This window comes from uncultured Brachyspira sp. (assembly GCF_944388875.1).
In the GTDB taxonomy this organism is placed as follows: Bacteria; Spirochaetota; Brachyspiria; order Brachyspirales; family Brachyspiraceae; genus Brachyspira.
Window position 1 is genome coordinate 388,302 of record NZ_CALXKQ010000001.1, and the last position, 20,947, is coordinate 409,248.

The window sequence follows — 20,947 nt, forward strand, 5'->3', positions numbered from 1 at the left end:
TCATTTCAAATTAGTTGGCTACATAGCCATTTTCATTTATGACCGCTTTCCCTGCTTCACTATTAATGAAGTCTAAGAACGCCTTAGTTCCTTCATCAAGTTCTATACCCTTTTTAGTGAATATGTAGAAAGGACGGTATAGCTTGTAGGCATCACTTTTGATATTTTCTACTGATGCTTGAACATATTCATTTTGACCTTTTGCTTTATATGCTAAAGGCTTTATTGTATCATCAATAGAACCCAAAGAAATATATCCAATCTTTGAAGCATCACTCATTACTGATGTCTTAACCTTTCCTGTTCCATCTAATATTTCAACAGTTGCAGGTAATGGATTTTCTTTGCCGATAGAAGTTAAGTCTGTAAAAGCACTTCTTGTACCAGAACCATCTTCTCTAGAAATAGATTTAGTTACAGTTCCTATAGCAGTATTGTTCATATAAAGATTGTATAATTCTTCTTCGCTTATCTGAGCAATGTCAGCATCTTTATTAGCGATGATTACTATACCATCTTGACACAATAAATAAGCATCTAAACTAGGTAACTCATCTTCTTTCAAATTTCTTGAAGCCATACCTATATTGTTGTTGCCGTTTATAGTGTCCTGAACTCCAATAGTTGAATCTGATGTTTCTACTGTTACAGTGTAGTTGGAATTAACTTCTTCAAACTTTTCAGCTAATTTAAACATTAGCGGGGACACTGAAGAAGAACCTGTTATAACGATATCAGTAGAACTAGAGGCACCGCCTCCGCAAGAAGTAAGCATGATCATACTCACGAGACTTAAGAAAATCAAAATCTTTTTCATAAAATTGATTTACTCCGAAATAATAATTTTTTGTTAATATCAAAAATTAACACAAACCTTATATACCATAAAACATATTATGTCAATACAAAAAATTGATTTTTTTAATTTTTTTATTATACCTAACCGTACTATTTTAATTTATCAGGATTTAGGCATTTCAAACTGTCAATAACAAATAAACCGTCTTTTCTTATAAGTTTATCATCAAAATATATCTCACCGCCTCCGTATTTTTTTGTCTGAATACATACTAAATCCCAATGTATTTGAGAGTTATTGCCGTTAGGTGCTTCATCATAGCATGATCCAGGAGTAAAATGAAAACTTCCCATAATCTTCTCATCAAATAAAATATCTTTCATAGGCTCTGTTATATAAGGATTAACTCCTATGGCAAACTCACCTATATATCTTGAACCTGCATCGGTATCTAATATCTTATTTATTCTCTTTGTATCATTACATGAAGCATCTATTATTTTTCCATTTTTAAATTCAAATTTTATATTCTCATAGGTAAATCCATCACTGTAAAGAGAAGGAGTATTATAACTCAAAACTCCATTAACAGAATTTTTTACAGGTGCTGTAAATACTTCTCCATCTGGTATATTCATTTTTCCATCACATTTTATAGCCTTTATCCCTTTTATGGAGAAAGTTAAATCCGTACCATTTCCAACTATTCTTACCTTATCAGTTTTATCCATAAGTTTAACCAAGTTATCCATAGCCTTAGACATTTTAGAATAATCTAAATTACAAACCTTGAAATAAAAATCTTCAAACTCATCGCTGCTCATAGAAGCCTGCTGTGCCATTGCTGGTGTAGGATAATTCATAACTACCCATTTAGTATTTTTTACTCTCTCTTTCATGTGTACTGGATTAAGATAAAACTTCTCGTATATTTTATTATTTTCAGTTTTAATGGAAGAGTTTTCAGCACTGTTTAATCCTCCCCATATTCCTACATAAGCATCCATATCCTTCATAAGCATTAAATCAGATTTTGCCCAAGTTTTCATCTGATCTTCATTACATTTTTTTAATAATTCTCTCATTATATGAGGGTCATGATTCCATACAAAAGGATTAGCACCCACTTTATATGCCTCATTAATAATTGCTAAAGCCAAATTGCGTTCATCTCCCTCACCATAACATTTGATTAAAATATTTTCACCTTTTTTTAATCTGCATGAATAATTTACTATAGTTTTTGCTAGTTTTTCTATTCTTGAATCTTTCATTATTTATCCCCTTAAAAAATATATAAACAATAATATATAATAAAAAATAATAATCAATAATTAAATACAAAAAAAGCAGCTATGCAAAAATTATTGCAAACTGCTAAAAACATTCCATCATATATAATTAACAAATTATGATTTAAATAAATGCATATAAGGAGCATTCATTATCTCAGCAAGCATAACAGCCGAAAAATTAGCCTCCTCTCTGTTGTAATCAGCTCCATTATCCAATAATACCTTAATAACTTCCTCAGGCTGATTCTTAATAATAGCTAAATGCAAAGGACTTACTCCTCTTTCATTAATGGCATTCACATTAGCACCTTTAGCAATCAAAGCAGCAACAACATCAGCATTATTTATCTGCACAGCTAAATGCAAACAGCTTATCTTATTATCAGAATAATTAACATCTTCCTCAGTACTCTTATCTATCATCTCCAGCAGTTTATCAGTATTCTCCTTTAAATCAAAATTTTCATCATCTTTTTTCTTAATAATTTTTTGAAGAAGTTCATATAATCTTGACTTCTTGTATAAATTTGAATTAATTGGCATTATTCTTTAATCCCCTAATTTATTAATAATGTATTAGTATTATAATACAAACTAAAAATTGTTGCAAGAAAAATATGATTTACAGTTATTTACAATAATTTTTCTATATCTTTAATTATATATTTAGGATTAACAAAAGGGGCATATCTATGTATTATACTGCCTTCTCTATTAACTAAAAATTTTGTGAAGTTCCATTTTATATTTTTATTAAATATATAACTGCTATTATTTATTAGGTATTCATAAAAAGGCTCTATATCATATCCCTTAACACATATTTTATGAAACCTATCAAAAGTAGCAGCATAATGAAGTTTGCAGAAATTATTTATATCTTCATCTGATTCAGGTGCTTGATTTAAAAATTGATCGCATGGAAAATCTAAAATTTCAAAACCTCTTTCCTTATATAAATCATATATTTGCTGAAGTTCTTTATACTGATTAGTAAATCCGCATTTAGTTGCAGTATTAACTATCAATAAAACCTTACCCTTATATTTTGATATTGATACATCATTTCCATTGGTATCTTTAACAATATAATCATATATACTCATTTTGCTTCACGTTCTATAATTTTATATTCATTCCAAAGTTTATCCATCTCATCCAATGTCATATCCTGAAGTTTTTTATTCATCTTGAATGCACTCTCTTCAACATAATTAAATCTCTTAGTAAACTTTTCATTAACCCTTATAAGTGAGTTTAAAGGATTAATCTTATTCATACGTGCAAAATCAAGTACAGTCATAATCAAATCCCCTATCTCTTCCTCAAGATGATCTTTATCATTCTCACTATATGCTTCTTTTACTTCATTAAGCTCTTCTTCTATTTTCTTTAATGAATCATCAATATGCTCATATTCAAAACCTACACTTGCAGCCTTCTTCATTAATTTATATGATTTCTCCATTATAGGAAGCGATTTGGGAATACTATCAAGCACACTCTTAAATTCTTTTTCATCATTTGACTTTTCTTCTTTCTTTATCTCATCCCATTGCTTCAAAATTCCATCAACATCTTTTACTTTACTATCTCCAAATACATGCGGATGTCTTCTAACAAGTTTTTCATTAATATTTTTACAAACATCATCAATATTAAATTTATTTTCATCTCTTGCAAGCTCAGAAAAAAATACTACATGCAAAAGTACATCTCCAAGCTCTTCTTTAATATTCCCATAATCCTTATTACTTATAGCCTCTACAAGTTCATAAGCCTCTTCTAAAAAACATGGTATTAAACTATCAAATGTCTGCACCCTATCCCAAGCACATCCATTTTCTCCCCTTAATCTCTTTACTATAGATATTAATTCTTCAAATGAATCCATTTTTAATAACTCTCTTTATTAATTAATTTTTTTATTTCTTATAATTCTATAATTAATTCTTTTAGGCTCAAGTATGGCATTGTAAATAATAGCATTCTTTATATCTAAAGAGGTAAGCATATTATTCACATGAGATTTATTATCTGCGGTATTCTTAACTTCTTCTTCATCCTTATTTACTGTATTTTTTATGTTATCAAGTTCTCTAATTTTGGAATTATATCTTTCCTGAAGCTCCAGCATTTCTCTATCTGTATTTGAAGATTCATATTCATTCAATGATTCATTATTTAATTTCTGCAAATCTTTGATATTTTTTTGAAGTTTTTTGAATATTTCTTCCTCATCATTTCTATTATTTATATTTCTTTTTGCAGTACTAGTATGCTGCCTATTATTATAAGATTTTTTTTGAGTATTATTTTTTCTACTATTCTTTTTATTATCTTTATTTGCCTTTTGTATTAAACTAATAATACCCCATATAATAGCTATTATTATATATATAACCAATTCTGACATAATAAAAACCTCTCACTTTTTATTCGGTATCTTTTTCATTATCACTGATATTCTCTTTTTTATCCTTTTCATGTCTAGAATTAACAATTCTAGTTGTAACTGCATATATACAAAGTAAGATAAAACCAATAATTAAAAGTATATTTATAGGCGACATTATTTTCTCCATAAAATATTTATTTATAGTTTAATATATAATGATATTAATTTCAATATTATATTATGCAATAAAAAAGGCGAAGCTCTATAAAAACTCCGCCTTTAATATTCTGTTATAGCTTATATTACCAAGTATCTAGTGGATCATCTTCTTCTTTATAAGTTTCTAAATACATATCTGTTTTAGCCATTAATTGATCGAAGTAGATGTAATATTTACCATAAGAATCTCTAGGATCAACTTTAACATGTATACCCATAAAACTTATACCTTGTTCTACTTGACCTCTAAATTCTTCTTGTCTTACTTTAGCAGGTACTTGAACAGTAATATTTTTCCAACCCATAAAGTTTAGAGCTTCATTACCAACAGACTGAGGTTTGCCGTTTACATCATAGATGTAGAAACTCATTTTGTTATTATGGTTACGTCCAGCTACCCAAACACTAATTTCTTTAGTATATCCAGGTATTTTTACAGGTCTAGGAGGAGTAACAGAGAACCAAGGATTACCAGTTCTAAAATACTCTACTTTAGCACCTAATATATATTTATTATTTTCAGCACCTTCAGCTACTACATCAGCAGGACCACCTTCACGACGTATAATGCTAACTACACCATAATCACTAGGCATAGAAGCCTGCCAAGTATTAGCAAATTCAAAATCGTCTATTAAGTAATTAGTAATAGCTTCTGTAACGAAATTATTATTACCATCACCGCCTTGAGTTTGAGTAGTTTGCTCACCTGTTTGAGCCGCATCTTGGGCAAACAACAAGAATGCAACAGTTAGAATTAACATTGTTATCAAGATACTTAATCTTTTCATATTATTTCTTCTCCTTACTTATACCTTATTGTTGCGCTTCTTGTGGCTGTTCTGCAGTAGTATCTGTAGTTGTACCGCCGCCTTCGCCTACTACTTGAGCTCCACCTTCTGTATACTGTTCAGAAGATCTTCCGCCAACTTCTTGACCAAGTGTAGTTTCAATGTCTGAACCGTCATAAGCTTCTCTAAATGTATCTGTAACTGTTTGGAAGTAGTCTAGTAAAACTACAAAGTTATCAGCTCTTTCCTCTGGTGAAGACCAGAAACGGAAATTCATAAATCTTAAACCTTTAGCTCTAGGTACATAAGGTTCTTCCTGAGGTATGAAAGCCGGTACTGCTGTACTCATATTTCTCCAACCTATGTATCTTATTGATCCTAAAGGCAATGTATAAGTATAACCGCGATAATCTTCAAATATCATTTCCATAGTATAGTCATAATTACCACCCCATACCCAAACATCAAATGTCTGAGCTTTTCCTGGTATGATTTTTTGTACTGTTGGAACTAAATCAAAGAAATTATAAGATTTTCTGAAAAAAGAAACACTTATTGATAATGAATTAGTTGAATTATAACTTTGGTTACCCATACCATATGGTTTTGTAGCGAATAATCTCATGTTAGGATATTTCATTACAACACCATTTTCATTTGTTCTATCACCTCTAAACATAAAACGGCTAGCATTTGATATTGGCTGCCATTCATCTAATGTTTCAAAGTTGTAAAGTAGTCTAGTTTCCATGTAAACACTAGAAGTTTGTCCATAAACAGCAAATGAACATATGCTTATGAATAGACAAATGATTATGAGGTAGCGAGATAAATTTCCCGTACTTCTATAGAATTTCATAGCGCACTCTCCTTAATATTTATAGCTAAGCAATTATATCCAATAACTTAGCACCATTATATTATAATAAACAAAAATTGTCAACTATAAAATATAAAATTCTCATACTATTATATCGTTATAATAACTATTTAATTTTAGTTAAATATTTAATAAATTTGATTAAAAATTAAATTATGTTAATATATATAATATACATAAATAAACAATACTATAGAAAGAATCTAAAAAATATAATGAGACTCAATAAATATATAGCATCAATGAATATAGCAAGCCGCAGGGAAGCTGATAAGCTCATACAAAATGGCAAAGTAAAAATAAATGGAATGATAATAACAAATCCTGCAGTTCAAGTGTCAGAAAATGATAAAGTGGAATATGATATAAAAGATCATAAAGAAAATAAAATATATATAAAATTAAATAAACCTATAGGATATGTTGTTTCCAATAATAAGGAAGAAGGAAAACCTATTTACAGCTTAATAAAAAATAAATTTGATAATATATATCCCGTAGGAAGATTAGATAAAGACAGTAATGGACTTATACTATTTACAAATGATGGAGTATTCAGCAGAAAAATTATAGGAGAAAATACAAATTGTGAAAAAGAATATTATGTTAAAGTGAATGATGATGTCCCTGATGGTGCATTAAAAAAACTTGAATATGGTATATCATTAGATGGACATAAATTAAAACCTGCAAAAGTAAAAAGAATAAATAAAAACTCATTTTATATAACACTTATAGAAGGCAGAAATAGGCAGATTAGAAGAATGTGCCAAAAAATAGGATTTGAAGTCATTATACTAAAAAGATTAAGAATAGCAGGTATTTTATTAAATGAATTAAAAGAAGGATGTTTTCAATGTTTAACAAAGGATGAAATAAATTCAATATTAAAAAAATAAATTATACCTAATATTGCTTAATATAAAAAAATAGTCTATATTATTTACTTAATTTGACACATTAAATATTTTTGTTATAATCTATTGTATTAATATTCTTTTAGGGTTGCATTATGAAAAATAATAAAATATTATTATTAAAATTAATAGTTCCATTTGCTGTTTTTTTGCTTATAGCATACATAATTATATACTTCGCTTACAAAACAGTATATATAAATGATTTTAAAAATAATACATTAATTGAAATGGATAATACGGAATTAGTTTTATCCATAGAAATGGAAAAAATATATGATGTAATGTATACATTGAGAGGATATTTCCAAGCAAATGAAAATTTATTTCCTAATATTAGAAAGACATTAGAAAACATTTTGCAGTCTAATAAGAATATATATGACATACTTTATGGAAATGAAATACCTTATAATATTGGCGGACTGTTTGTTAATGGAATAAGTCCTTATCCTGATACTTATGATCAAACATCAAGAGTATGGTATAAAGGTGCTTTATCTAAAGACGGAATATTCATAACAGAGCCTTATATTGATGCTAATACTGGAGGTATATGTATAACTTTATCTTTGGCAGTTTATACAAATAATTCTTTAAAAGGTGTTATTGGTATAGATTTTTTAGAAATGAACAATATTGTGAAAAAAGTTATAACAGAAAATCAAGTTAATCTAATTACATCAGAAGGCTTATATATGTCGCATCAAAATAAAGACTATATATTTAATGATAAATATAATATATATCAGGAAGTATTATTTAAAGATGCTAAATCATTAGAATCACCTAATAAAGCCATAATACAAATTGTTGGAAATGAATGGTATGCTATTAAAAATTTAAGAAATACTCCGTACAAATTAGTTATACGAGGTAGTATGGATGAAACAAATGGAAGAATAAAAAGAATGATGATTTCTTATTTAGCTATTATGGTTATTTTAATAATAATGCAGACATCTTTGGCATTTTTAGTTGTTATACCTATATCACAAATGCTTGATAAAGCCATAAACAGTATAGATCAAATGTCTAAAGGAAATTTCATAATAGAAACTTCTAAATCAAACAAATTGAAAAATGATAAATCAGGTCATCTAATTTCTCATGTAAATGAGATGAAAAATATAGTTGGAAATGTAGTATTAAAATTAAAATCAAATATTTCTATGATAAATAATGAAATAGAAAATATTTCATCAAGTGCCGAATATTTATCAGATAGAAGCAATACTCAAGCAGCCGCTATAGAAGAACTTACTGGTTCTATGCAGTCATTATCAAGCTCTATAAAAGAAATATCTTCAAACTCTATAAAAGCAAAAGATATGAGTACAAAAGTAATAGAAACTACTGAAACAGGGGTAGATGCTGTTAATGAAATATCAGCACACATGCATGATATATCAGAATCAAGCAAAAAGATATCTGAGATTACAAAATTAATACAGTCTATAGCTTTTCAAACCAATATACTTGCTTTGAATGCTGCTGTTGAGGCTGCACGTGCTGGGGAACAAGGAAGAGGTTTTGCTATAGTAGCAAGCGAGGTAAGATCATTAGCACAAACTGTAAATGAAGCGGCTACGAATATAACTAATATAGTAGATGAAACAGTTAGAAGAGTAGAAGTTGGAAGTGAGTCTGCAAATAAATCTTCTGAAATATTGGAAGCTATTAATAATTTGGCTAAAGATATGGAAAAAGAACTGCATGATATATCTCAGTCTATAATGCAGGAAGAAGACGGAATAATTCAAATGAATGCTGCTATAGTAGAATTAAATAATATTACTCAGGAAAATTCTAATCTAGCAACTCAAAATTCAGCCTCAAGTACAGAAATATCCAATATGAGTAAAGAAATAGTTAATGAAATAGATTATTTTAAATTAAAATAAATGAACATTTCTATTATCTATAATCTTATATTATAATGATTTTTTATATAAAATGGAGATTTCATAATGTTCAAAATATCAATTATTATATCTATTATATTTGTTTTATTATTTATAATATTGATCTTATCAAAGAAAAAAAAGAAGGAACGTCAAAACTATTCTTCTAATGAAGCTGATACTGATATTGGTAATAATGATGATGAATATCAAATAAATGAAATAACAGAAAGAAGATTAAAATATATGGATAGCGGAAATATTAAGACAAAAAGAGTTATGAATATAGAAGAAACAAAAATTTTTTATTCTATGGTAAAAATATTAAATGACTATAGTGTAAATCCGCAGGTATCTTTTAGGGCATTTTTAAAAGGAGAAGAAGACACTGATGCTTGGAAAACATTTAGGGATTTTTACTGTGATTTTTTAATTACACATAAAAGAGGAAGTAAAATGAATGAACCTATAGCTGTTATAGAATATCATGGCGGAGGACATTTTGGAGATACAGAAAAACAAAAAGAAAAAGTAACAAATAATGATATGATAAGAGAAAAACTTTTTAATAAAATAGGATTGAAATATTTTATTATTAAGGATTCTGATATAAAAATGAAAGCAGGACTTATAGACGAAGAAAAGTTAAACTCTTTTTTGAATGATATAAATAATATTTTATCTAAATAAGGAAACATATTATGAATTCTAGTGTATTAATATCTGTGATTATTTTTATTATATTTGTAGCTCTTTTTTTATTTTTAATATCAAAAACAGGAAACTCTAATATTTATAGAAATTATAGAAGACCTTTTAAAAGATACTATAGAAGAAATAAATATTATAAAAGATATAAAGAAATAAAAAAAGATATAACAGAACAAAGACTGGAAAATATGGATAGCGGAAATATTTTAATAAAAAAAATTATGAATATTGAAGAAACAAAAGTATTTTTTTCTATATTAAAAGTATTTAAAGATTATAATATTTATAAGCAAGTTTCATTTAAAGCTTTTTTAGATGCTGAAGAAGATACGGATGTATGGAAAACTTTTAGAGATTTCTACTGTGATTTTTTAATTACTTATAAAAACGGAGATAAAATTAATCAGCCTATAGCAATTATAGAATATAATGGAGCAGGACATTTTGGAAACAATGAAGATATGAAAGAAAAAATCAAAAACAACGATATAACAAAAGAAAAATTAGTAAGCAAAGCAGGAATGCAGTACTTTATCATAGATGAGAAATCAATAAAAGAAAATTCTAAATTTATAGATGATAAAAAGCTAGAGTATTATCTGAAAGATATAGAAAATTCTATAAGAAAAAATACTACTGCATAATATAAATAATAGACTGTTTCAAAACTAATTTTATTTATTAATTGAGGGGGCTACACAGCCCATCTTCTTTTGTTGACACAAGCGAAGCCTGCCTGCGGCGAGAAACAAAAAGACTGCATATTTATATACTAAAATAATAATTTATACAACATATAAAACATTATTTTGCATTTATAAATTATAAAAATTTTATATATAATCTTGTCAAGTACTTTTGAAACAAGTCTAATTTACAAAGAAAAGAATATTTTTCCGTTCTCAACATTAGCACTTGCAACTAATATTTTCACTCTATTGCCTAATTCATAAGCCTTTATTTTATCTATATATACGCTTTGCATATCCTGATAAAATTTATAATTTGAACCTACATACGTAGCCTCTATAAATCCTTCTATCTCTAAACCTTCTATTTCAACATATATACCTTTATGAGATATAGAACTTATAACTCCATAATACTCATCGCCAAGTCTGTCTTTCATGTATCTAGCCGCTTTTATCTGTCTAATATAACGTTCTGCTTTTTTAGAAGTTTTATCAAGAATAGAACAATTCTCTACAGAATTTATACAAATATTTTTTAATTTTTCGTTTACAGTATTATTATTCTTTATTATAGTGTCCTTAACTATTCTATGAACAAGCAAATCAGCGTATCTTCTTATAGGTGAAGTAAAATATGTATAGAAATCAAAACCCAAACCAAAATGGCTTTTATTTACAGTACTGTATGAAGAAGGAGTCATTGAACGAAGAAGCACAGGTATTAATAAATTCTCATCCTGCTTTCCCTTTATTTCATCTATAAAACTTTTTATATTATATGTATTATCATCCAGCTGTTTTAAATCATACCCTTTATTATGTGCTAATATCTTAAAATTATTAAATCTGTACTCATCAGGAGATCCATGATATCTGTATATAACCCCATCATAATTTGAAAGTTTCTTCGCAGTTTCGCTATTAGCAAATATCATAAGCTCTTCTATTATTTTAGATGCCTCTTTTTTCTCTTCAGCATAAAATTCTATTGGTATGCCTTCATCATTTAATACTATCTTTACATCCTGATCTTCAAATTCAACTCCTCTTCCCTCTTTTCTTTTTTTGTACAATATATTTTTCACATTCAAAGCATTATCTATCAATTCTAAAAGCCATGACTCATCCTCTGCTTCTTTTTTTATTATTTTTTCTGCATAATCATAAGATAATTTCCTATCAGATCTTATAATACTTTTGCATATAGATGAATTTAATATATCCCCATTAGTATTTATATCAGCAATCAATGTCAAAGCAAATCTGTCAGAGTTTTCATTCAATGAAATTATATTATTAGATAATACCTCAGGAAACATATTATATACTGTATCAATCAAATATGTGGAATTTCCTCTGTTTCTAGCCTCCAAATCAAGCGGAGAATCAAGTTCTATAAAATGGCTTACATCAGATATATGTACATAAACCTTATAATTATTATCATCTAATTTTTCTATACTAAATGCATCATCTAAATCTTTTGAAGTTTCACTGTCTATTGTTATAGTTTTAAGATTTCTAAAATCAATTCGGTCATCTTCTATATTTGTAAAATCAGCATTATTATTTATTTCATCAGCTAATTTTAAAAGCTCTTCATCAAAGTTTAATTTTATATTATATGCTTTGGCTATAATCTGAGAATCTAATTTTGCATCACTAGGATTAATATTAACTTTTACCGATTTTACTGTTTTAGGTGCTTCCTCCTTACCTTCTATCTTATTAATATACTGCCTGCCTTCCTTAGTAACTTTAAGCAAATTGCCGTCAGTTTTTTGTATATATCCGTCGCTTATAGCTTTTCTTATTAAATTGGTAAGTGCTGTTTTTTCTATTGCTGTTTTTGAATTAAATTTTATAAATATATTATAATCCATCTGATTTTTCATTAATTTTTTTATTAACTCTTCTGCTGTTTTCATAATCTGCCTTTAAATTAAATTTTAAATAAATATATACTCTTTTTATACTTATTTCAAATTAACAATATAAAAAATAAATATTCATACTTCAATTTTAATATTTTATTAACTTTTTTAATTAAAAAGATTATAAAAAATATTTAGTTCAATACTCAATATATAATTTATTACATTCTATTCTAGCAACAGTTATTTATTATATATTACAAATAATATAATAAAAACAATATAAAAATTTTATCAAGTGTTTTATAATTAATTATAACTTTATACAAAAACTAATTAAACAAATTCTCCAAAATCAAAATGCTTCCGTAGATGAACCTGTTAAATACTTCTTTATTATTCTCATTCCTTCCGTTAATTGAAACTTTTATATTAACCTCATCATTATAATTAGAATTTCTTTCAAAAGGAGAATCTATATACAATGATAAGCCGCTATAATTATCCAAATACTCATAACCATTTATAACATAATAATCTGAAATCTCTTTGAATGAAAATTTATTAACAAAGCTTTTTATTTTAGATACTGTAAGTGCTAAACCATTGTATTTATTAAATTCATTTTCTAAATTATCTATTATTTGAATCTGTTTAATAGGCTGTGCTATTTCATAATCTGATAATTGACTAATACATTTTTCCAATAACTCATTACTCATTTCTGCAGGAGAAGATAAACTTATAAAATTATTTTCATTTAATCTTATATAATCATCGTTAAAGTTAATAAAACTTCCATCCCCTAAATATCTAAATATATTTATAAATTTTTCATTTTCATCATATAAGTTCCAAAACAAATTCACAGAATACTGATTCAAAAATGAATTATCAATATAAATCCTCTTCCAAAACTCATAGCTGTATTTTCTGCCGTTCATAAGAAGATGCATTATTTTTTCTTTTTCTCTCTTAATAACATTTTTAATCTCCTTCTTCATAAAATTAATATCTGATTTTAATTCGTTAGAAAAAGTTTTTGGCATAGTCTTTAATATTTTATCATTTTCTATTATATCAATAGACATATTATTATTAATAGATATTTTATATTTTTTATCTTCTATATTTATTATTCTCTCTCCGTTTTTATCAAGTCCGAAATCTGAAACTAATAAACTGCTTAGCTCTTCTCTGTCTATTTTCATTCTGTCAGCTATTACATCAAGTGCAGAATTAGCAGCATTTCTTACACTCTCAATTTTTGATTTTCCAGCCATTTCATCAATTAAACTTAAAGCATATTTTCCGTCATTTAAAGCCAGTATATAAACATAATATGAACGCGGATAAAATTCTTTTCCTTGAATACTTTTAGCATAATCTTTTATAATACTGCCTTTGCCGTATATACCTACAATTATTCTTGAAGCAATTTTACTTCTGTCATTTTCAAATATTTTATAAGCGGCATTCCTAAAACTTTCAATATCAATCAAGTTTATAATATTATCTATAGTTTTTAATCTTCTTACATTATCTTTAATCTTTAAATAACTTCCGTAAATGAACTTAATGATTTTAATATCTATCTTTTTAGTTTTATCCTTTGTAAGAATATCATACTCATCTTTAATAAATTTTAAACTTTTATCAAAAACCTCTTCATAATTTTTATCAACATAATCCACAACTTCTTCTACAGTATTAAATAAAGTTTCAGATTTTGCCTCTAAACTTTCTCTGTATTCTATAAGATTTTTAAGCTCTTCATAATGTTCTTTTTCTAACTTTGTTCTAAAAGCTATAATCTTTCTGTTTTTTGAAGTTATTATTGATTTATATATATCTTTTATATCAATGTCATTAATTTTGTCAAAATCTTCATAATACAGATTAACTCTCAAATTAATAGGAAGTTTTTTTATATCTATATTTTCACTAAATACATTATATGCTTCTTTTATATTATCAAGATTCCATTTATACGGATATTTATCAAAACTTAATGCATTAAAAAACATGAATGGAATCTTTTTAAGATTTGAAGTATTCCAAGAATTCAAATCATAATTAAAATACTCAGCATTCTTAAACATAGCAGTCATATCATAAACATTTGAAGTATCCCAAGTTTCTATGCCTTCAAAATTTTTTCTTTTACTGTTTTCAAATAAAAAACTCATGTCCTTAATTAAACTTGTATCTACACTGCTTAAACAAATATTTTCATCATCTGTTATTTTTTTTAATTCTTCTTTTGATAAAGGCTTATACTTACTCATAATTCTGAATATATTAATCCTCGCGTATTTTTATATTAAATCTGTTTCTAAAACTAGAATATACAGAAGGTATTATTATAAGAGTAAACATAGTAGAAAATATCAACCCTCCGCAAACTCCTATAGCCAAAGGTCTGTACATCTCGCTTCCGTTTCCAACCTCAAAAATCATAGGGAATAATCCCAATATAGTAGTAAGCGAAGTCATAAGTACTGGTCTAAGTCTTCTCTTACATGATTCCAAAGCTGCAGTATCCCAGCTTATATTTCTCTCCAATACAGCCCTATTCATATAATCTATCAAAACTATTCCATTATTAACAACTATACCTACAAGCATTATTATTCCTATTCCGCTGTAAACATTTAAAGTCTGTCCTCCAAAGTATAAAAATACCAAAGCACCGAATAATGCAAAAGGCACAGCAAGAGATATTACAAAAGGCGTAATATATGATTCAAACTGCCCTGCTATTATAGCATATACAAAAACCAAAGCCATTATCAAAGATACTATTAACTGCCCGAAAGCCTCCTGCATATCCTCATAATCGCCTGAAAAATTAACGGAAAATCCGCTCGGTATATATATTATTAAGCTCTTTTCTAATATCGCTTACAATTTCATTTATAGGTCTTCCGTAAGAACTTGCATTTATTTGTATTATTCTCTTATCATTTTTTCTATTTATTTCAGTAGGTCCTGTATCCTTATAAATATTAACTACAGATGAAATTGGAACTATGCCGTTTGAAGTTGGTATCATTATCTTTTGAATACTTGAAAGACTATCTCTGTTAGTATCCTCCAAACGTACAATTATATCAGTATCAACATATATTGAATTATCCAAAGACATTGTGCTTGCTGTTGTGCCGCTGAATGATGTTCTTATTATATTAGCTATAGTATTAATATTTATTCCCATCTTTGAAACTAAATCTCTGTTTATATCAAAAATTATTTCATGGTTGGAATCATCCTCTTTAATAAGCACGCTTCTAACTCCATCAACTTTACTGGCAGCGACTATAATGTTGCTTGCAACGTCATAGCCTCTATCTAAATCATCTCCTACAAGTTCTATAACAATTGCACTATAATCCTTAGGCTTTCCCAAAGCAACATTTTCTGAATTAAGTTCTATACGTCCAGGATATCCATTAACCTTATTTCTTATGCTTTCTATATAATAATTAATATCAGCCTTTCTTCCTTTTTCTCTATCAACGAGTTTTACTCTAACCTCTCCATGATGCTCATTCCTTCCAGTTCTTACCCTTGTTTCATAATATGCCATATTATTACTTACAGCATTCTCTATATCATCTTCCATTTTGTATATAAACATATCGGTAAACTCTACCCTTGAACCTACTGGAAGTCTTAATCTCGAAATAATAGTACCCTCATCAGATACTGGATAACCTTCTTTGCCAATAGTAGTTAATAATAATATTAATAATAAAGATAATGAAGAAGCTATTAATATAAATGATTTCTTTTTATTTTTCATAACTATAGTAAGCATGCTTAAATAAAACTTCTCTACATTATCATGCACCTTATCATTAAAAAATTTTTCCAGTTTATTCATAATATTAGGTTTTATATTCTCTTTAGAATGAGGGCTGTTTAATCTTGAAGCCAAGAGCGGAACTATTGTTAAAGCTACAAAAAGAGAAGTCATCAATGATATAGATACTGTAACACATAAATCGCTGAACATCTGTCCCATCTGTCCTTGAACAAATAAAAACGGTAAAAATACGCATACGCTTGTTAATGTTGAAGCTGTTATAGCAATGGATACTTCGCTTGCACCTAATATAGATGATTTAAAATTATTTATTCTTATTATTCTTTTATCATTAGAAATGCTTTTTTTATTATAATAATTGTTATAATAAAATATATTTTCAAGAACTACAATAGAGTTATCAACCATCATACCGATACCTAGCACCAATCCTGAAAGCGACACTACATTAATAGTTATATCAAAAAAATACATTAAAATAAATGTGCTTATAACAGAAACTGGTATTGAAACACTTATTATGAATACGCTTTTTATATCCCATAAATATATCATAAGCACTATAACAGCAAATAAAGCACCCTGCCATACAGTATTTAAAACATTGCGTATAGAATTTTTTATTGTATCTGAGCTGTTAAATAATATCTGATAATAAACCCCTGAAGGAAGATTAATAGTTTCAAGTCTTTTTTCTACATCCCTTGCTATTTGTATAATGTTTCCGCCTGATTCTTTAGTTATTGCAATAGTAAGGGCTTTTTGTCCGTTTATACGCACAATCTCAGAATCATCTTCATAATCTTCATGAACATAAGCTATATCTCTTACCCTTACGGGATAAGTATTATTTTTTAATTCTACAACAACGCCTTCTATATCCTGTACTTCTTTGAACTCTCCTGTGGTTCTTATATTATATTTATAAACTCCCTCATAAGTTTCACCGCCTGAAACGTTCTGATTTTCTAAAGCGAGAGTTTTTACTATATCATTAATATTAATTGAATAGGCATTTAATCTATTTAAATCTATATCAACACGTATTATTTTTTTTAATCCGCCTCGTATTTCAGTTTGTGCAACTCCCTCAACTTGCTCCAATCTTGTAAGTATTTGGCTGTCAACTAAATCATAAAGCGAAGACAAATTATCAGTACCGAAGAATGCTATATTCATTATAGGTGTAGCATCGCTTGAAAATTTTGATATATTTGGATTATCGCAGTCATCTGGAAGATTTGCTCTAATCATATCTATAGCTTCTCTTATATCATCAGAAGCTGTCTGCAAATCAGTTCCCCAATTAAATTCTATCTCAACATTGGATTCAGATTCTTTTGATTTGGATGTAATATTTTTCACATTATTAACAGAAGATACTGCATTTTCTATAACTCTAGTAACCGATTTCTCTACTTCTTCTGGTCCTGCATTTTCATAAGTAGTTTTTATACTTATAATAGGGACTTCCATATCTGGCAAATAATTTATATTAAGCCTTGATATGCTGATAACTCCAATTATGAACATGGATACAAGTGTAACTAACACAGTTGTAGGTCTATTTATTATAAGAGTAATAAATTTCTTCATTTTTATAAATTTAAATCATAAATATATCACGCAAATATGATATTAAATTTCTAAAAAATATTCAATATCCTTTTATCAATAAATTTAAAAATATAAAACTATTCTTTTTTATTATTTTTATCTTTATCATAAAGCATTTTTACCAAAAATACCAAAGCAACGATTATTAATATTTTTATTATTATATTGAGAATACCATTAATGGCAAAATGAGGTCCGAAAGCTAAATCAAAATATCCCCTGGGATGCGGAGGTCTATGAAGAATATGATTAAATTCTGGAGAACATGAACTCAATAAAAAAATTGATATTACAGATGTCATTAAAAAACTAATTTTTTTTAGCATAATAGTATCCTATTTGATTTATTTGTTTTATTAGACGTAAAATAAATATAAAAGTTCCCAATATATCATTTATTTTTTATAAAAAAGTTGTAAAATATTATTATGAGAATGGAAAAATTAGATTTAGAAAGAGCAGAATATGAATTAAATAAGGCATACAAATCAAATCCCACCCCTTGGGCTGAACACTCTAGATACGTGGCAAAAGCTGCAAGAATAATAGCTTCACAGTACAATAGAAACTCTTCAGACAAAAAACTAGATGAAGATAATGTATACATATTCGGGCTTCTTCATGACATAGGAAGGTACACTGGAATAAGTGCTGAGAGGCATCTAATAGACGGATATAAATACTGCATTAAATACGGCTGGGAAAAGATGGCTCAAATATGCATAACTCATGCCTTCATGATACAGGATATAGACACTGCAATAGGAAAATTTTATATGCCTGAAGAAGATTATAACTTTATCAAAAACTTTATAGCCAATGCGGTATACGATGATTATGATCTTCTTATTCAATTATGCGACAGTCTTGCTTTACCCACTGGCTTTTGTATTTTAGAAAAAAGGTTTATAGATGTAGCATTCAGGTATGGTACATTTCCTCAGAGTGCATTAAGATGGAAAAAACTATTTGAAATAAAATCATATTTTGAAAGCACAATAGGAACTTCAATTTACAACTTGCTTCCGAACATAAAAGATAATATTTTGTAGGTATTCGCCTACTTACCTATCTTCCGCACTACTTACTGTAACGCATATCTTAAATTTGAGGCTAGTACAATGTAGGCAATCTAAGGAAGTACCTGACGAAGTCGGTATGCGGCTTATTACCCAACATCAAACAAAAAATAACATTAAAAACTACATAACAAAATTTCATGATCTTCTTAATGGTATATTTTTTTCTTCAAAATATAATGCTATGGCATTTTTTATTTCTTTCAAGGCTTCTTCTTCTGTTGCCCCAAAAGCACTAATAGAGTCTAATTCTTCAGATAAAGCTATATACCCCTCATCTTCCTCACTATAAAAAATTTTTATACTATAATTCATAATTACTCCTCCAAACCATATTTTCTTACAATATATAAAAACTGCTTGACTTGATAAGGTTTTACTTCTCCATTAACATTTTGTATATTAATAAGCTCATTAACACCAGTTTTAGAGTATATCCTATGGCTGCCTCTTTGCCTTTTACAAACAAAACCAAAAGATTCTATAATACTGCAAAAATAATGATATTTAATATTTTTATTATTATTTTCAAGTTTATTAATAATTTCTTTTTTATCCATAATTTAATTATAAAGTTATTCAATATAAAATCAACTACTAGCCAACAGCAATGCAACCCATTACATACAGACGGCTAATACCAACATTAAACAAAAATAAAATATTTGTAAAAACATGCTCTATATGTTAAAATTAATAAAAAAATAAGGAATACAAATGCCTGCTATATCAAAATTTTATGGTATCATCATAAAAATGTATTTTCAGCAAAAAGAACATAATCCTCCGCACTTTCATGCTATATATGGAGAATATGTTGGAGTTATCGATATAAACGAATTAAAAATGATAGAAGGTGATTTGCCTAATAAAGCATGTTCTCTTGTATTGGAATGGGCTAAAAATAATCAAGATGAACTACTAAATATTTGGAATACACAAAACTTTAAACAATTAGAACCTTTGGAGTAATTATGATTTTCCACAAAATTAAAAATGTTAAAGCTTTGGATAATCTAATCTTAAAAATAATCTTTGAAAATGAAGAAGTAAGATATTATGATGTAAAAAAACTAATCTCTGAGCATAAAGAGTTTGAAATTTTAAATGACATCAGTTTATTTAAACTTGTAAAAGTGGATACTGGCGGATACGGTATTTCTTGGAATGATGATTTGGATATATCATGTAATACTTTATACTATGCCTATGAATTTAGCTAACAAACATTCTGATAATATATAAAAACGCTAACTTGAATTTTTAGTAAATATATAATGCAGGCGAAAGCCTTTTATACTGAAATAATAACATAATTAAATATACGGATGAGTATTAACCTATACTCTTACTTCGTGCAGGCTTCCCTCACGGTACTGCCACCCCATTACCAAACGCCCACTGTACGCGACCGAAGGAAGTACCAGACGAAGTCGGTATGCGGCTGATTACCCAACATCAAAAAAAATAACTAAAAAGCCAACCCAAACACAAAACTAACCCATAAATAATTTTTTTGAAAATTTTCCATATAACCCACCACCTGACCGAACGAAGTGAGGAAATACCCGAAGGGTACGCCCTTATTATTAAAAAAACATTTTTAACAAAACAAGCCTACAAACAGTAACTTTTTTAGAAAAAACACGAAAAAGATTGTACTTTTTTCATAGGAAAAAAGTACCAAAAAACTACTTCTTTTGTGGCACAGGCGAAGCCCGCCTCGCTGTGCGTGCCTTTGGCAGGCGAGAAGCAAAAAGCATTTACATACTGTAGGATAACCCAAACATTCTGGTAGCATACCAAAAACGATAACGCGAATTTTTATTAAATATTGAACGCAGGCTAAAGCCTTTTACTCTGAAATAATGACCTACTTAAATATACGGCTGATTACCCACTACTCGCCGTAGGGGCTTCCCGCACCGTATATCTTAATATT

Annotated in this window: 21 protein-coding genes and 1 pseudogene; 7 read left to right on the forward strand and 15 right to left on the reverse strand. The window is 27.8% G+C overall.

Features of this window, described 5'->3' with window-relative positions; all coding sequences use genetic code 11:
- Window positions 1–10 precede the first annotated feature (10 nt).
- From Q0J69_RS01805 to Q0J69_RS01845, 9 genes are all read right to left on the reverse strand, one after another.
- Window positions 11–817: a substrate-binding domain-containing protein gene (locus Q0J69_RS01805; protein WP_297203777.1), complete on the reverse strand. Its 807-nt coding sequence runs from the start codon at window positions 815–817 to the stop codon at window positions 11–13.
- 131 nt (window positions 818–948) lie between these two features.
- Window positions 949–2,073, reverse strand: coding sequence for an aminopeptidase (locus tag Q0J69_RS01810; protein WP_297203779.1), 1,125 nt, complete (start codon window positions 2,071–2,073; stop codon window positions 949–951).
- Window positions 2,074–2,208: 135 nt separating this feature from the next.
- Window positions 2,209–2,637 (reverse strand): ankyrin repeat domain-containing protein, encoded by a 429-nt coding sequence (locus Q0J69_RS01815; protein ID WP_297203781.1) that lies wholly within the window; start codon window positions 2,635–2,637, stop codon window positions 2,209–2,211.
- Between the two features lie 89 nt (window positions 2,638–2,726).
- The gene (locus Q0J69_RS01820) at window positions 2,727–3,200 is read right to left on the reverse strand and encodes a glutathione peroxidase (RefSeq protein ID WP_297203783.1); all 474 of its coding nucleotides are present in this window, start codon (window positions 3,198–3,200) and stop codon (window positions 2,727–2,729) included.
- Window positions 3,197–3,988, reverse strand: a complete 792-nt coding sequence (mazG, locus tag Q0J69_RS01825; RefSeq protein WP_297203785.1) for a nucleoside triphosphate pyrophosphohydrolase — start codon at window positions 3,986–3,988, stop codon at window positions 3,197–3,199. Before mazG ends, Q0J69_RS01820 begins: the two co-directional genes overlap by 4 nt.
- 18 nt (window positions 3,989–4,006) lie before the next feature.
- Entirely contained in the window at window positions 4,007–4,510 is a 504-nt protein-coding gene (locus Q0J69_RS01830; RefSeq protein ID WP_297203787.1) for a hypothetical protein, read from the reverse strand.
- A 19-nt stretch (window positions 4,511–4,529) separates the two neighbouring features.
- A complete protein-coding gene (locus tag Q0J69_RS01835; RefSeq protein WP_297203789.1) occupies window positions 4,530–4,667 on the reverse strand; it encodes a hypothetical protein in 138 nt (45 codons plus the stop codon).
- 127 nt (window positions 4,668–4,794) lie between these two features.
- The gene (locus tag Q0J69_RS01840) at window positions 4,795–5,502 is read right to left on the reverse strand and encodes a flagellar filament outer layer protein FlaA (RefSeq protein ID WP_297203791.1); all 708 of its coding nucleotides are present in this window, start codon (window positions 5,500–5,502) and stop codon (window positions 4,795–4,797) included.
- A gap of 25 nt (window positions 5,503–5,527) precedes the next feature.
- Window positions 5,528–6,253, reverse strand: a complete 726-nt coding sequence (locus tag Q0J69_RS01845; protein WP_297203916.1) for a flagellar filament outer layer protein FlaA — start codon at window positions 6,251–6,253, stop codon at window positions 5,528–5,530.
- A gap of 344 nt (window positions 6,254–6,597) precedes the next feature.
- On the opposite strand from Q0J69_RS01845, the gene Q0J69_RS01850 reads away from it, so the two are divergent.
- The 4 genes from Q0J69_RS01850 to Q0J69_RS01865 all read left to right on the forward strand — a co-directional run bounded on the left by Q0J69_RS01850 (window position 6,598) and on the right by Q0J69_RS01865 (window position 10,558).
- Window positions 6,598–7,281, forward strand: coding sequence for a pseudouridine synthase (locus Q0J69_RS01850; RefSeq protein WP_297203793.1), 684 nt, complete (start codon window positions 6,598–6,600; stop codon window positions 7,279–7,281).
- A 113-nt stretch (window positions 7,282–7,394) separates the two neighbouring features.
- Window positions 7,395–9,203, forward strand: coding sequence for a methyl-accepting chemotaxis protein (locus Q0J69_RS01855; protein WP_297203795.1), 1,809 nt, complete (start codon window positions 7,395–7,397; stop codon window positions 9,201–9,203).
- Between the two features lie 66 nt (window positions 9,204–9,269).
- Window positions 9,270–9,893: a DUF2726 domain-containing protein gene (locus Q0J69_RS01860; RefSeq protein ID WP_297203797.1), complete on the forward strand. Its 624-nt coding sequence runs from the start codon at window positions 9,270–9,272 to the stop codon at window positions 9,891–9,893.
- Between the two features lie 11 nt (window positions 9,894–9,904).
- The gene (locus Q0J69_RS01865) at window positions 9,905–10,558 is read left to right on the forward strand and encodes a DUF2726 domain-containing protein (protein WP_297203799.1); all 654 of its coding nucleotides are present in this window, start codon (window positions 9,905–9,907) and stop codon (window positions 10,556–10,558) included.
- A gap of 230 nt (window positions 10,559–10,788) precedes the next feature.
- Here Q0J69_RS01865 and Q0J69_RS01870 read toward each other — a convergent pair whose 3' ends face one another.
- The 4 genes and pseudogenes from Q0J69_RS01870 to Q0J69_RS01885 form a co-directional block, all read right to left on the reverse strand.
- Window positions 10,789–12,534, reverse strand: a complete 1,746-nt coding sequence (locus tag Q0J69_RS01870; protein WP_297203801.1) for a ribonuclease R family protein — start codon at window positions 12,532–12,534, stop codon at window positions 10,789–10,791.
- A gap of 278 nt (window positions 12,535–12,812) precedes the next feature.
- On the reverse strand, window positions 12,813–14,768 hold the full coding sequence (locus Q0J69_RS01875; RefSeq protein WP_297203803.1) for a BspA family leucine-rich repeat surface protein: 1,956 nt from the start codon (window positions 14,766–14,768) through the stop codon (window positions 12,813–12,815).
- Between the two features lie 13 nt (window positions 14,769–14,781).
- A pseudogene (locus tag Q0J69_RS01880) lies at window positions 14,782–17,905 on the reverse strand (efflux RND transporter permease subunit).
- A 98-nt stretch (window positions 17,906–18,003) separates the two neighbouring features.
- Window positions 18,004–18,252, reverse strand: coding sequence for a hypothetical protein (locus tag Q0J69_RS01885; RefSeq protein WP_297203804.1), 249 nt, complete (start codon window positions 18,250–18,252; stop codon window positions 18,004–18,006).
- 108 nt (window positions 18,253–18,360) lie between these two features.
- Between Q0J69_RS01885 and Q0J69_RS01890 the strand changes: the two genes are divergently transcribed.
- Entirely contained in the window at window positions 18,361–18,978 is a 618-nt protein-coding gene (locus Q0J69_RS01890; RefSeq protein WP_297203806.1) for an HD domain-containing protein, read from the forward strand.
- Between the two features lie 165 nt (window positions 18,979–19,143).
- On the opposite strand, the gene Q0J69_RS01895 is transcribed toward Q0J69_RS01890, so the two are convergent.
- Entirely contained in the window at window positions 19,144–19,320 is a 177-nt protein-coding gene (locus tag Q0J69_RS01895; protein WP_297203808.1) for a type II toxin-antitoxin system HicB family antitoxin, read from the reverse strand.
- A 2-nt stretch (window positions 19,321–19,322) separates the two neighbouring features.
- On the reverse strand, window positions 19,323–19,565 hold the full coding sequence (locus Q0J69_RS01900) for a type II toxin-antitoxin system HicA family toxin (protein ID WP_297203810.1): 243 nt from the start codon (window positions 19,563–19,565) through the stop codon (window positions 19,323–19,325).
- Window positions 19,566–19,722: 157 nt separating this feature from the next.
- On the opposite strand from Q0J69_RS01900, the gene Q0J69_RS01905 reads away from it, so the two are divergent.
- Together Q0J69_RS01905 and Q0J69_RS01910 are read left to right on the forward strand one after the other, a co-directional pair.
- Entirely contained in the window at window positions 19,723–19,977 is a 255-nt protein-coding gene (locus Q0J69_RS01905) for a DUF4160 domain-containing protein (protein ID WP_297203811.1), read from the forward strand.
- Between the two features lie 2 nt (window positions 19,978–19,979).
- Window positions 19,980–20,228: a DUF2442 domain-containing protein gene (locus Q0J69_RS01910; protein WP_297203812.1), complete on the forward strand. Its 249-nt coding sequence runs from the start codon at window positions 19,980–19,982 to the stop codon at window positions 20,226–20,228.
- Window positions 20,229–20,947: the final 719 nt, after the last annotated feature.